The organism is Lysinibacillus sp. RC46 (assembly GCF_041262385.1).
Classification (GTDB): domain Bacteria; phylum Bacillota; class Bacilli; order Bacillales_A; family Planococcaceae; genus Lysinibacillus.
This window is the reverse complement of the sequence record NZ_JBGCCF010000024.1, coordinates 1-13,947: the sequence shown is the minus strand read 5'-3', so window position 1 is coordinate 13,947 and position 13,947 is coordinate 1. Positions and strand designations below refer to the sequence as shown.

The 13,947-nt window shown below is 36.0% G+C and carries 15 protein-coding genes; 12 read left to right on the top strand and 3 right to left on the bottom strand.

Annotated elements, in window-relative coordinates; genetic code table 11:
* Positions 1-61 precede the first annotated feature (61 nt).
* Positions 62-994: a ribonuclease Z gene (gene rnz / locus ABH966_RS19370; protein ID WP_370081238.1), complete on the top strand. Its 933-nt coding sequence runs from the start codon at positions 62-64 to the stop codon at positions 992-994.
* 361 nt (positions 995-1,355) lie between these two features.
* Here rnz and ABH966_RS19365 read toward each other — a convergent pair whose 3' ends face one another.
* Positions 1,356-1,898, bottom strand: coding sequence for a TetR/AcrR family transcriptional regulator (locus ABH966_RS19365; protein ID WP_370081236.1), 543 nt, complete (start codon positions 1,896-1,898; stop codon positions 1,356-1,358).
* 169 nt (positions 1,899-2,067) lie between these two features.
* Here ABH966_RS19365 and ABH966_RS19360 point away from each other — a divergent pair, with 169 nt between their 5' ends.
* Together ABH966_RS19360 and ABH966_RS19355 are read left to right on the top strand one after the other, a co-directional pair.
* A complete protein-coding gene (locus tag ABH966_RS19360) occupies positions 2,068-3,498 on the top strand; it encodes a DHA2 family efflux MFS transporter permease subunit (RefSeq protein WP_370081234.1) in 1,431 nt (476 codons plus the stop codon).
* A 221-nt stretch (positions 3,499-3,719) separates the two neighbouring features.
* Positions 3,720-3,950: an acyl-phosphate glycerol 3-phosphate acyltransferase gene (locus tag ABH966_RS19355; protein ID WP_370081232.1), complete on the top strand. Its 231-nt coding sequence runs from the start codon at positions 3,720-3,722 to the stop codon at positions 3,948-3,950.
* Between the two features lie 31 nt (positions 3,951-3,981).
* Here the strand turns inward: ABH966_RS19355 and ABH966_RS19350 are convergent, their stop codons facing one another.
* The gene (locus tag ABH966_RS19350) at positions 3,982-4,434 is read right to left on the bottom strand and encodes a hypothetical protein (protein ID WP_370081230.1); all 453 of its coding nucleotides are present in this window, start codon (positions 4,432-4,434) and stop codon (positions 3,982-3,984) included.
* A gap of 259 nt (positions 4,435-4,693) precedes the next feature.
* Between ABH966_RS19350 and cdaS the strand changes: the two genes are divergently transcribed.
* The 4 genes from cdaS (at position 4,694) to ABH966_RS19330 (ending at position 7,924) form a co-directional block, all read left to right on the top strand.
* Positions 4,694-5,314, top strand: coding sequence for a sporulation-specific diadenylate cyclase CdaS (gene cdaS, locus ABH966_RS19345; protein ID WP_370081229.1), 621 nt, complete (start codon positions 4,694-4,696; stop codon positions 5,312-5,314).
* A 101-nt stretch (positions 5,315-5,415) separates the two neighbouring features.
* Positions 5,416-5,859, top strand: a complete 444-nt coding sequence (locus ABH966_RS19340) for a MarR family winged helix-turn-helix transcriptional regulator (RefSeq protein WP_370081227.1) — start codon at positions 5,416-5,418, stop codon at positions 5,857-5,859.
* A gap of 52 nt (positions 5,860-5,911) precedes the next feature.
* Entirely contained in the window at positions 5,912-6,853 is a 942-nt protein-coding gene (locus ABH966_RS19335; RefSeq protein ID WP_370081225.1) for a ring-cleaving dioxygenase, read from the top strand.
* A 15-nt stretch (positions 6,854-6,868) separates the two neighbouring features.
* Positions 6,869-7,924, top strand: a complete 1,056-nt coding sequence (locus ABH966_RS19330) for an LLM class flavin-dependent oxidoreductase (RefSeq protein WP_370081223.1) — start codon at positions 6,869-6,871, stop codon at positions 7,922-7,924.
* Between the two features lie 125 nt (positions 7,925-8,049).
* Here the strand turns inward: ABH966_RS19330 and ABH966_RS19325 are convergent, their stop codons facing one another.
* On the bottom strand, positions 8,050-9,075 hold the full coding sequence (locus tag ABH966_RS19325) for a DUF2332 domain-containing protein (protein WP_370081221.1): 1,026 nt from the start codon (positions 9,073-9,075) through the stop codon (positions 8,050-8,052).
* A 122-nt stretch (positions 9,076-9,197) separates the two neighbouring features.
* Here ABH966_RS19325 and ABH966_RS19320 point away from each other — a divergent pair, with 122 nt between their 5' ends.
* The 5 genes from ABH966_RS19320 to ABH966_RS19300 all read left to right on the top strand — a co-directional run bounded on the left by ABH966_RS19320 (position 9,198) and on the right by ABH966_RS19300 (position 13,712).
* A complete protein-coding gene (locus ABH966_RS19320) occupies positions 9,198-10,079 on the top strand; it encodes a LysR family transcriptional regulator (RefSeq protein WP_370081219.1) in 882 nt (293 codons plus the stop codon).
* A 279-nt stretch (positions 10,080-10,358) separates the two neighbouring features.
* Complete coding sequence (locus tag ABH966_RS19315; RefSeq protein WP_370081217.1) at positions 10,359-11,033, top strand: response regulator transcription factor; 675 nt, start codon at positions 10,359-10,361, stop codon at positions 11,031-11,033.
* Between the two features lie 82 nt (positions 11,034-11,115).
* Entirely contained in the window at positions 11,116-12,039 is a 924-nt protein-coding gene (locus ABH966_RS19310; protein ID WP_370081215.1) for an ATP-binding cassette domain-containing protein, read from the top strand.
* A complete protein-coding gene (locus ABH966_RS19305; protein ID WP_370081213.1) occupies positions 12,032-12,814 on the top strand; it encodes an ABC transporter permease in 783 nt (260 codons plus the stop codon). Before ABH966_RS19310 ends, ABH966_RS19305 begins: the two co-directional genes overlap by 8 nt.
* A 13-nt stretch (positions 12,815-12,827) precedes the next feature.
* A complete protein-coding gene (locus ABH966_RS19300) occupies positions 12,828-13,712 on the top strand; it encodes a sensor histidine kinase (protein WP_370081211.1) in 885 nt (294 codons plus the stop codon).
* Positions 13,713-13,947: the final 235 nt, after the last annotated feature.

The following is a 13,947-nucleotide window of genomic DNA, read 5'->3' as shown; positions in this document are numbered from 1 at the left end:
TTTTTTATTGGAAGCGATAGGGTACAATAAACGATATAGAAATAGAAGTGAGGTGGCATATGTGCAACTACATTTTTTAGGAACAGGCGCAGGAATGCCTTCAAAGGACCGAAATACAAGTGCTCTAATGGTGAAGCTATTAGATGAAGTGGGAGAAATGTGGCTTTTTGATTGTGGAGAGGCGACCCAACATCAAATTTTGCATACATCGTTAAAGCCACGTAAAGTAACGAAAATATTTATTACACATTTACACGGTGACCATATTTTTGGATTACCTGGCTTTTTAAGCTCTCGTTCATTTCAAGGCGGGGACGAGCCATTAACGATATTTGGCCCACAAGGTTTACAGCAATGGATTGAGCAAACCTTAGCCTTGTCAAAGACGCATTTAACATATCCATTACAATTTGTTGAAGTTCATGATGGTATTATTTATGAAGATGAACATTTTACAGTAAGTGCAAGTGAATTGCGACATGTAGTTCCATGCTTTGGCTACCGTATTGAGCAAAAGGATTTGCCAGGCGAACTATTAATGGAAAAAGCACAGGCTCTTGGTGTTCCAAAAGGTCCTTTGCTAGGACAATTAAAAGCAGGGAAAGATATTGAGCTTTCGGATGGCACCATTGTTTATGCGAAAGATGTTGTGACTCCGCCAAAAAAAGGCTTTACGCTCACTATTTTAGGAGATACTAAATACTGCTCAGAGGCTGTTTCATTAGCTAATGGAGCCGATATCGTTATTCATGAAGCGACCTTTGATGGTACTACGACAGATTTAGCAGCGAACTATGGACACTCTACAAATGTTGAAGCGGCAAAGGTGGCACAACAAGCAGGAGCAAACTATTTACTGCTAAACCATTTAAGTGCCCGTTTTTTACCACATGATTTACCAAAATTTTTAGCAGATGCACAGGAGGTTTTTCCACAAACCTTCCTGACATCCGATCAATCCGTGTTTACATGGAATAACAATAAATTAATTTAACACATAAAGTACCCTTTCAATGACTCTTCATTTAAAGGGTACTTTTATCTTTATTAGGCGAATGTTTTCTGTGCGAAAGCGTAGCGACAGCAACAAATGTTTTTTCTGTGCGAAAGCGCAGCGACAGCAACAAATGTTTTCTGTGCGAAAGCGCAGCGACAGCAACAAATGTTTTTTCTGTGCGAAAGCGCAGCGACAGCAACAAATGTTTTTTCTGTGCGAAAGCGCAGCGACAGCAACAAATGTTTTTTCTGTGCAAAAGCGCAGCGACAGCAACAAAATGCTTTAATAGCGAGACAAACCTACATTTTGAAGTGATCCCTAGGTAAGAAAGAGTATTTTATAAGGTAGTTACGAATAATTATCGATACAATTCAATAATTTGAGAGGCTATATATTCGGAACTAAAATGAACTCCATTTCTAAGCCACCACATGATGATCCCAAGTATTGAAGATGCGAGAATATCCATTGATAAAGTTGTATTAGTACTATCTACGCCTTCACTTTTACGTTGTATGACAATCAAGTCCTTTAATGTCATATGCATCTTTTTATTGAAACCAGGGTGCTCAAATAGAACAGCTAAAATTTTTCTATGCTTATAAAAGTAATCTAAAAACGTAATTAATTGTTCTTGATTATTTAAATTATCTATTTGTAAGGTAGGGGACATTTTCGACAACAAGTCGTCGAAGATATCATAAACTACTTGCTTTAATAAATCGTTAATATCTAAAAAGTGTAAATAAAAAGTTGCTCGATTTAGCTCTGCACGTTTTGCTATTTTTTGTACTGTTAGTTTCGAAATATCAGGATTTTCAATCAAGATCTCTACGACCGCTTCTTTAAAGGCCCGTTTAGAGCGAATAGATCGAGGGTCTTGCTTTTTTTGTGTAGTCAATTTAATTCTCCTTTATCTATTAAATATAAAGTTAATTAATAGTATTTTAAATTTTGTTGTTTAATTGACACTTCTTGAAAAATTGTAAATAGGAATCAAAAAATAAAAATGTTATTATCTATTTTATTGACATAGTGTTAATAAAACAAGTGGAAAGAGGACTAAATTAATGCCGGAATCAATAAATAAAAAAGTACTATTAACAGTACTAATTTTAGGGTGTTTTTTATCTACACTAAACCAAACATTGTTAAACGTTGCATTAAGTAATTTAATGGACGTATTTTCCGTTTCTGCTACAACCGTTCAGTGGTTATCTACTGGCTTTATGTTAGTAAACGGGGTGCTAGTCCCTATTACAGCATACTTAATGAAACGTTTTTCAACACGCCAATTATTTATAAGTTCAATGCTGTTTTTATTAATAGGCTCTATTTTTTGTGCAGTAGCTCCGAACTTCGCGACTTTACTAATAGGTCGTATGATTCAAGCAATAGGAGCAGGAATTATTATGCCATTGCTAATGAGCATCGTGATGTTTATTTTTCCTCCTGAAAAAAGAGGCAGTATGATGGGCTTAATTGGGCTAGCTATTATTTTCGCTCCAGCCATTGCACCAACATTAGCAGGGTTCGTTATAGATTATTATTCATGGCGTTGGTTATTTATCGGAATAATCCCATTTGTCGTGATCATTATAATTATGGCGATGAAATATTTAATTAATGTTTCAGAAACAGCAAAACCGAAGTTAGATGTATTAAGCGTTATTTTATCAACAATTGGCTTTGGTCTTATTTTGTATGGTTTTAGTAATGCAGGAAGCCATGGATGGGATGATAAAGTAGTAATCGCTTCTATACTTGTGGGAATAATGACTACGGCAATATTCTGCCTTCGCCAAATTAAATCTTCTGATCCACTTCTTAACTTATCTGTTTTTAGCAATAAATTATTTACGCTAACGTCCATCATCAACATTATTGTCACAATGATGATGTATGCGGATATGATTTTATTACCAATATATTTACAAAATGGAAGAGGATTTACGGCATTAGACGCTGGTTTATTATTATTACCGGGTGCACTTGTAAATGCCTTTATGTCTCCAATGACAGGAAAAATGTATGACCGCTTTGGTGCAAAGCCGTTATTTATTATCGGTTTGATTTTTGTCATTCCTTCAATGTGGGTTGTAACAGATTTAACAGAAACAACAGCCTATAGCTTTTTAATAATACGTACCATTTCTCTACGTATAGGGTTGAGTTTTATCACAATGCCATTGAACACAGCTAGTTTAAATGCCTTACCTAAGACACTTGTCACACATGGTACAGCAGTGAATAATACAATGCGCCAAATTGCAGGTGCAATTGGATCTGCAGTCGTTATTACAATTTTTACATCACAAACGACAAACCATGCGAAAACATTGCTAGCAGAAACACCAAATGCTACTGCTGAAGGCATTCGTACACTTGCTTCCATCTTAGGTTCAAGTGATGCCTATTATTTCATGACAATCTTAGCGATAATTGCATTTGTTTTAACTCTATTTGTCCCATCTAAAAATAAGCTTCAACAACAATCATAATTATGAAGCATTCAATGTTTTGGCCGAATTAACTTTTGAATGCATACGCCTCAAAATAAGAGTCTTTAAAGAGCCTTACTACAATTAAGTGTAGCAAGGCTCTTATTTTTTTAACAAATACTAAGAAGTAAAAGTTGTAGAACAGAAACTTGGAATATAAAAGAATTATAATGCGGTTAATAGTATATTTTTGTATAATTTAGTAAAGGGGAGTGGTTTATATGAATCAGCAAAAGATGCCACCAGCACTATTGCGTTTAATTGTTATTTTTCCAAATGTGCTAAGCTATTTATTACTTGTTGGTCTAATTGTGTTTGTTATCTCAAATTATGACACATTAAAAGCTACGGACAACTTAACGGTTTGGCTTATTTTTATTGTAGTACTTGCACCAGCCGCTGCCTATACGACATTCAGTATTGTCAAGAAAATTCGTGCTGGACAAATGTAAGCTAGAACAAAAAGTGTATTCATTGCATAAACTAATGGATACACTTTTTAGACTTTTTAGTTCTGAAAAATATAACTCCGATTATCATTAGCGCTATTATTACAACAATGGATATAAAGTAGATGTTAGAAATTATATTCATTATGTGAAAAGGTGCTTTATGAACAAAGACTGCCTTTACCCACCGATTATTTTCTTTTACAGCAATTGCATTGGAAGTCGATGTTCGTTTTATTGCATAATATTTTGTCCCTTTTGGGTAATAGTTTGAGGCATCTCCGTAATATTGTCCTGTCATATCATTTGGCTTGGTCTTTACTTCCCCTATAACTTTAGCGATCTCACTATCTTCAATAAATTCTTCTTGTTTAACTTCATAAACCTTTCCTTTCCAAACGACAAAAGGATAAGCCCAAGAGAGTGCTTGAACAGAGGATGAAATCATACATATAAATAATAGCGATAGCAACGATGTTCTTTTCATAAAGCACCTCCAATCTTTATTTAATTATAAGAGAAAAAGTTAGAAATGTTGAATATTAATCTGAAAATTCCGTGAAACTGAAACGTATTCATCTTTTTTGTATTTGTATAAGAGTTACATTTTCTGGAAGCGGGGCTTATCTGATCTACAAGAAAAGAGTTTAATAAAAAATTTCAAGACGAATAAAATAATTCCATATAGGGAAACTAAAAATAAATAGGAGTTGTTTCATAAAAAAATTGAAAAGCGGGGTGTTTTTGTGGATCCAACAAATTGCGATTTTTCACCAATGAAACAAACTTTAAAGGAAGAGCTTCTGCAGGTCATTCATTCATTACAGCAAAGTGTAGAAGCTATGGATACTGATACAAACTGTCTTCTTGGGAATTTTGAAAAAATAAAAGAGAAATTTGTAACAATTGAAATGAAGGCTGCTACGTTTTATTTGAATTGCTATCTTTCGCCGTTTACAGAAAAATATCCTGAGCTTTCGCATAGCGTACAAAATATGTCTAAAAGAAGACACGGCGGACTAATTGTTATTGAACGGGAGGATTCTGTAGCATCGATAATACAGCCTGGTATTCATATTGGCGCAGAAGTAACGCATTCCTTATTAGAATCTATTTTTTTTCCTGGAAATCCACTTCATGATGGTGCAGTTTTAGTAAGCCGAAATCTAATTGAGTCAGCAGCAAATGTACTGCCACTGTCAGAAATATATATGGGGGAAAAGAAATTAGGCACAAGACATCGAGCAGCATTAGGGTTAAGTGAAATAAGTGATGCGCTTGTCCTGGTAGTGTCTGAAGAAACAGGGAGAATTTCGTTTGCCTTTAAAGGAACCTTATATCCAATTACCACGCATGGCATTATATAGTGTGAGCTTCACACTGAAAAATATCTCGAATTCGAGATATTTTTCTTGCTTATTTAACACTTGCGTTGTAAAGTGATGAATAAGAGGAGGGGGAGGAAGCAATGCGAAAACACACGCTCGGATCACTGACGTGGATTCGGATGATGCGCTTTACAAATCAAAGTAATCAGCTTTCCAATGAGTTTTTAAAGCGTTTTGACATAACGACTGCACAATTTGATGTCCTAATACAAATAAAGACATATGCACCGTTAACGCAATCCCAATTAGCAGAGAAAGTGATAGTGACGCAAGGTGGTATGTCTCGGATGCTTACTCGTCTTGAAAAAGAGGGACTTATTGAACGCAAGCAAAATTGGAAGACTAAAACAATCTCACTAACAGCTAAAGGCGAGCAGATGATTGATGCGGCAACTCCAAGTCAGCTACAATTTCAATCTTCATTTTTTGAAGAAGTATTAACAGAAGAAGAAATGAAAACTTTAAATACACTAATGTCGAAAATAGAGAAGCATAGTCGTGATAAAAAATTACCACCAGCGTGATTTTTTTACACTATCACTTGCTTAGTCAAGTGAAAACGAGGAGGAAACATTCATGAACAAATTAAGTGGACATCATCATATATCAATGCTAACAAAAAACGGCAAACGTAATAATGATTTTTACACAAAAATTCTCGGCTTACGTCGTGTAAAGAAATCAGTTAACCAAGATTCGCCTTCCATGTATCACTTATTTTATGGAGACTTAACAGGAGCACCGGGTACAGAATTAACATTTTTTGAAATGCCTGTAGCAGGACGAACAGTTCGCGGAACAAATGCCATTACACGTATTGGACTACTAGTGCCAAGCTATGACAGTCTGCAATATTGGAAAAATCGTTTTCAACAGTTAGAGGTTGAACATAGTGAAATAACAACATATGCAGGGAAAGATGCTTTATTTTTTGAGGATCATGAAGGGTTAAGAATGGTGCTTTTAAACAATCATGGTCATGAAACACCAGCTCATTGGCAACCATGGGTCGGCTCTGATATCCCTGCCGAACATCGTATTTTAGGGATGGGTACAGTTGAAATGACAGTTCGTTACTTGCAACGGACAGTTAACGTATTAAAAGAGCTATTTAACTACACAGCTGTTGAAGAAAGTGAAAAAGAAGCAGTATTGCAATCCATTCCTGGTGAAGTATTTGGAGAAATCGTCGTTAAAGAATTAGAAGGGCCAAGTGAGAAACCTGGTCGTGGTAGTATTCATCATCTTGCACTACGTGTCGGAACAGAGGAGGAATTGCAACAGTGGGATATCAAAATTAAAGAGCAAGGCTTTGATAGTACTGGCATTGTGGATCGTTATTATTTCCAAAGTCTTTATTTTAGAGATCGTAATGGAATTTTATTTGAAATGGCAACAGATGGCCCAGGGTTTACAGTTGATTCGGCAGTAGAGGATCTTGGTAAAGAACTTGATCTCCCACCATTTTTAGAAGAAAGACGTGCAGAAATCGAAGCTATTTTAGAGCCACTAGATTAAGGAGAGATTATAATCATGGAAAAATATCGCATTGATCAATCAAAAGGCATTGAATTTGGCTTGTATTCATTAGGGGACCACATTCCAAATCCATTAACTGGTGAACGTATTTCGGCTCAGCAAAGAATCCAAGAGTTAATTGAAGCTAGTCAGCTAGCTGAACAAGCAGGTATTGATGTTTTTGCTGTTGGTGAAAGTCATCAATCGTACTTTACTACACAGGCACACACGGTTGTTTTAGGAGCAATCGCACAAGCTACATCAAAAATCAAATTAGCAAGCTCCGCGACGGTACTAAGCGTCTCTGATCCAGTACGGGTCTACGAAGATTTTGCGACGATTGATTTAATTTCAGATGGACGTGCAGAAATAGTTGCTGGGCGTGGCTCTCGTGTTGGAGCATATCAATTACTAGGCGTGGATTTAAAGGATTATGAAGAAATTTTTGAAGAAAAATTAGAGTTATTGAAAAAAATAAATGACAACGAACTGGTCACTTGGGAAGGGCAATTCCGTGCACCACTTCACAATGCGCAAATTTTGCCACAACCTAAAAATGGGTCGTTGCCAATTTGGCGAGCTGTTGGTGGACCACCTGCTAGTGCTATTAAAGCAGGCTATCTGGGCATTCCGATGATGCTAACGACATTAGGTGGCCCCGCAGCTAACTTTAAGCCATCAGTAGATGCCTACAGAGAAGCAGCAGAGAGAAGTGGCTTTGATCCGAAAGAGTTACCGATTGCTACAACAAGCCTATTCTATGTTGCTGATACGACGAACGAGGCACTAGAAGGGATGTACCCACATTTAAATGGTGGATTCCAAGCAATTCGGGGCGCTGGTTATCCAAAGCAACAATTTGGGGAAGCGCCAGATACACGAGACGCCTTAATGGTCGGCAGTAAGGAACAAATTATTGAAAAATTACTATATCAATATGAGCTCTATGGTATGCAACGATTTATGGCACAAATTGATTTTGGCGGTGTGCCATTCGATAAATTAATGAAAAATATCGAAATTATAGGGAACGATATTCTACCTGTGATTAAAAAATATACCGCGAAATAAATAGCCCGAAGCCCTCAGTTAAGCGCCCAGTCGGAACGGAGATCAACCCCTCGTTTTGTCGGAGGACCATATTTTATGACGCTGCATGAGATTAAATCTTATGCAGCGTTTTTTCGTTTTAATGTTTAGTTTTGGTTGGACCACTTAAACCACCGAGCATGACCATCAGGGCGTTCTAGTATGCGTATAGATGTTATTTCTCCTCGATCAATAAAATCTTGATGCAATAGCATATCAAATAAATTGTTATAACAATGGTAGAGAGGTCGTTCCATGCTGATCTCTTTTAATTGTTCAATTAGTTCAAGGCGTAATTCTATTGGGATTTGATTGGCCACATGCGTATGATAAACAACTAATAGCGCATCTTGATTTATATCTCTACTAATCTCTTTTATAAGTTTAATAGCATCTCCTTTTATCAGCTCTAAATCGAGTTCTTTTAAAATAGGAAGTGCTTGATTTAATAAAAGTCTACGTTCTTGATGCTCTGGCCAAATTAATGCCTGTAACCAACGAAGCTCTTCCTCGTTATGAATATCAATAGGATTTAAATCGATACCAACTCGCTTACAAACAACTGGCGCATTTGAAATGGAAGCTGGAAGCGGTTGTCCCCGATTTTCTGAGGACAAGACGAAAGCACTATTTGAATTGTTTATATGAAGCTGATGATTATAGCAGTAATTGTATTGATCCATTCCAAGTTGAAGTCCTGCACTTGCCCCGATTTCTATGAAGGCTAGTGGTTTTTGATGGCGTTCATAAATTTCTGTCATCATCGGGTAAAGGTAAGTACAACGGCGAATCTCATTAGTCTGGACAAGTTTTTCTTGAAATAAAATCTTCAATTCTTCTGAATGGGACAAGACGAATGCTTTAAAAACAGGGTACACTTTATTTATTGCTTTAGGTGTTATTGTTAAGGATGGATAAAAATTAACTAATTCATCATTTGATGATGGCAGTAAATATTGAACGCCAGCTAATAATAAATTTGGTACAGGTTGTCCTTGGGGTATTAATGCAGCAATTTTTAAGAGTTCATCATCATCGGCAATTTTATTCGCTAAATGTTCATACAGTGGACTTGAATTTTCACATTCATTTTTTGCAAAAGTACGAAATTGCTTACTTAATTTAGCTAACATACGATTCTCCCCTTTGTGTAAAAGTAATCGATTCTATTTTTAGTTTATTATTGTTGGATAATTTAGTAAATTAAATATAGTTAATGAAGTTGATTAACAACATTAATGAATGGGGTGAGATTTTGGATTATAAATGGATACAGTCTTTTGTAGTAGCCGCTAAATCTTGTAATTTTCGAGTAGCCGCAGAAGAACTTCATTTATCGCAGCCAAGTATTACAGTTCATATTCATCAGCTAGAACACTTTTTGAATGTTAAATTATTTAAACGTGAAAAAAATCGTGTGCAATTGACGGAGGCAGGACAGCTTTTTCTAATAGAAGCTCAGCAAATCATTCATCAATGGGAAAAAAGTATTGAACGTTTTCAGTTAGCAACAAAGGGTATTGAAGAAAAACTAGTGATTGCAATGACTCCTTTAATGGTGGAGACGATATTGCCTCATGTTATCTATCAGTTTATCAATGAAAATCCTGCCATTGAAATATCGATTCTAGTAGAGGATTCAGCAAAAATTGAGGATTTAATAAATAGTGATAAGGCGCATATTGGTATTTCCTTATTGCCAACACGTTACCGCCATTGGCACCAAGAGCTTCTTGTAGAGAGTCCTTTAGAATTGGTTATTCCCCTGGATGCTTTCGATGATGAGACAGGAGCTTATATTGATTATGAGGAATTATTTCAAACCTACACTTTATTTACACACCATCACCCAACTATTTGGGAGGATTTATTACATAAACTACAGGAAAAATATGTAGTGACCAAGCAAGTGTCCATATCCCAATCCTATGTGGTAAAGCGCTTAATAAAAGATGGACTAGGCATGTCATTTTTGCCACGGATGATTGTGAGAAGAGAGCGCATGGAAGGTCGGTTTAATATCGTTCCCTTCGATGAATTAGCTTTGCAAAGTGTTCCTGTATATCTTTTTTATAAGGATTCAGTAAAAATTCCAGAAGAGCTATTATGTTTATTTCAGACGAGGGATTATTTGTAAAATTATTGTCAACCTTCCCGAGAATTACTTATCGATTTCATAGCAATATTAATGGTTCATATCAAAAGTAGAGAAGTCGTTAGTAAAACCTATGTCATGTAAGTTGATTGGAGTTGAGACTGGACGCCCCCTGTAGCGAAAGCGAAGCGGCAGCTACAAAGTACCCAGTCGAACGGAAATCAACCCACGTTAGGGTGATAGCTATTAAAAATTTAATGTTGAACGATATAAAGTTTTATATAATATCAATAGGAATATTTTAACAAAGGTGTGATTGTATTGAGAATTTTGATGGTTGAGGATCATGAAGATGTAAATGCGATGTTAACCGAATTGTTTGTGCAAGCAGATTATCAGGTAACAAGTGTGATGGATGGTATAGAAGGTCACCGGGCATTTCTGCAAAATGAGTTTGATATAGTGCTTCTTGATATTATGCTTCCCTATAAAAGTGGGGATGAATTACTAAAAGAAATTCGCGCTATTTCGGATGTACCTGTTGTTATGATTTCAGCTAAAGATTTAGTATCAACAAAAATCGATTTGCTTCGATTAGGAGCGGACGATTATATTACAAAACCTTTTGATCTTGGTGAGGTTCTTGCCCGTATTGAATCGATATTACGTCGTGTTAAAAAACAAGCTACACCAATGAAGCAGCTACAATACAAAGACATAGTATTGGATGATGTCGCTAAGCGAGTTACAGTGAGTGGTGAAGAGGTCTTGCTAACTGCAAAGGAATATTTATTGCTCGAATTATTTATGACAAACCAAGAGAAAGTATTCACGAAAGCAAATTTATATGAATCCATTTGGCAGGAAGAATATTTAGGGGATGAACATATTATTAAAATCCATATTAGTAATCTTCGACATAAATTAAAGACAAAAAACCCGCAAGCGGATTATATCGAGACGCTTCGAGGGCTTGGTTATCGCTTACGTCCATAAATTATCCGTAATCTATACGCCATCTTTACTTTATCTATACCTTTCATGAGTAATCTATGAATATGAAAGGGAGGTGCTTAATATGGGAGAAACCATATTAAAAACGAATCAATTAACGAAAACATATAAAAAGCATTCAGTACTTCACGACGTATCGATCGAATTAAAAGAAGGGCGTATATATGGGCTTATTGGTGAAAATGGTGCGGGTAAATCAACCTTAATGAAGATTATTTCAGGGATTAGTTTTCAAACAGAAGGTTCATTTGAGTTATTTGGAAAATCATCTGACAAGGAAATACAGCAGCAACGAAAACGTATTGCCAGCATGATTGAACAACCAGCGATTAGTCCTGATATGACTGCAAAAGGTAACCTTAAATATCATCGTTTAATGCGTGGGATTCCGAATGAGGAGCTAGAGGATGAAATACTGCAATTGGTTGGATTGACGAGCACAAACAATAAGAAAGCTAAGCATTTTTCACTAGGCATGAAACAACGTTTGGGCATTGCTATTGCGTTATTAACTAACCCAGAGCTATTGATTTTAGATGAGCCAGTGAATGGGTTAGATCCTATAGGTGTTGTTGAAATTCGTCAGCTTTTAACACGTCTTTGCGAAGAGCGACAGATGACGATTCTAATTTCGAGTCATAATTTACCGGAACTTTATCAAACAACAACTGATTATATCATTATTCATAAAGGGAAAATTATGAAACAAATGACGCAACAACAGCTCGACGAAGAATGTAGACATTATATTCGCATTGGTTGTACAGCTCCCGAACAATGTGCACATGTTTTAGAAACAGTTCTTAAAACACAAAACTTTCAAGTCATGCCTAATAAAACGATTAAATTGTATGATTTCTTAGAGGAACTTGGGGACGTATCAACCGCCTTATTTGAAAATGGGGTAACACTTACGGAATTTAGTCTACAAGGAGACACATTAGAGAACTACTTCCTTACGTTAATTGGAGGTGAGCACCATGTTTAATTTAGTACGTGCTTACCTCTATAAAACAACTAAATCCAAAATATTTTGGGTCTTACTGGCTCTTACAACATGTTCTGCAACAGCAATGTTTAGTATTGCCTATGGGATTGGCAATAATTCAATAAATGAAAGCATCAGCAACGTTGGTTTTTTACTATCTGATATGAATACGATGTCAATAGTAGGCGCAGTACTAGCCACTACACTTATTTGTTCAGATTTTGATACAAAAAATATCCATCATCCAATTATAAGCGGCTTTGCAAGAATCCAAATTGTCATAAGTAAAGCGATTGTTTTCTGGATTTTACTTTTTGTTCTTGTAAGCCCGTATATCATTGTGACAATAATTGGTTTATCAATGGACAGCACGTTTAGTATGGGTGGGAAAGCGGCCGGTTTTTTAAGCATTCTAACTTCGACTACTAGTGGTAGCTTTGGCGAATACGTAACAATAATGATCACCATGACAATGGTTTATCTTGCCCAGTTAACGACTTGTATTTTACTGGCGTTTGCCTTAAGAAAATCGGTGCTTGTAGTAGCTGCCTATTACATGATGTCCATGTTCTTTGGGCAGGTCGCTAGTTTTCAGGATTCATTTGTGATTATAGATAAAGTATTATCCTTCACACCATATTCAGCGGAGTATCTTACGATTAATTTAAGCATGAGTAAAGGTGATATATTTTCGGCCGTTTCCATTTGTGTCATCTTTATAGTAGTAATTATATATTTAACATTCATGACATTTAGAAAAGCAGAAATCAGGTAAGGGGATGTAGGGAATGTGGATAGTGGCAATTGTAGTCATTGTAGGATTACTATTTTATATTTTTTATATTCAAAGGCAACTACGATTGATGAACATACAATTGTCACAACGTCTACATCAGCAATATACACAGCCAATTAGCGTAGAGCTCCTAAATAAAGAAATAAACCAACTAGTGGCAAATATAAATCGCATATTAATAGAATCGCAGAAATCAAGGTCGTATATTAAGCGGGAAGAAAAATACTACAAGGAAATGATTTCAAACATTTCTCATGATTTTCGTACACCGCTAACAGCGATAAAGGGCTATCAACAAATGCTATTAAAAGAACCCTTAACAGAAAAGCAACTTGCAAAGCTTGAAGTCGCACAAAAACATGTTGGAAGACTAGAGCAATTATTAGCAACGTTTTTTGAATATTCCTATTTGCATAGTAATGAAGATCAACCCAAAGAGGAACGTATTAATATATCAAATATCGTATTTGAAGAGATTGCTGGTGCCTTTGCACAATTTGAACAACAAGGAATAGCCGTCAACTTACCTAATTTTAAGCCTCTCATTATTAACTCCGATGAAGAAATGCTGTTACGCATTGTGCAAAACTTAGTACGAAATAGCATCATGCATGCGCAAGGGGATGTAACGATTAAGATGTGGTTAGAAGAAGAACATGCATATATCTGTTTTCAAAATCCAATTGACGAAAATATTCAACTAAATCCTAACCAGCTCTTTGATCGATTTTATACAACAGACAATTCCAGACGTAAAAACACGGGTCTAGGGCTATCTATTGTCAAACTGCTAGCAGAAAAATTAGGTGGAAATGCAACGGCCAAAATAGAAAATGGCATGATTGAGTTTTTAGTGTGTTTAAAAAAGAATTTGTAATAGTAGTAGCCAAGAAGCTTAGTGCATCTTGGCTACTACTGTAAGCCCGAAATATAAAAAAAGCGCACCTTTTCGGTACACACGACGAATGGCCATCTATCCTAATTTTTTTCGGATAGATGGCTAGTTTGCACATGTGGCTTGGATTTTTTTCGACCAAGGCATGTAATTATTTAAAATCTCTGGTTGTTGGTGAATTGGTAAATTTGGCAATTCTGTCATTAACGTCACTAGG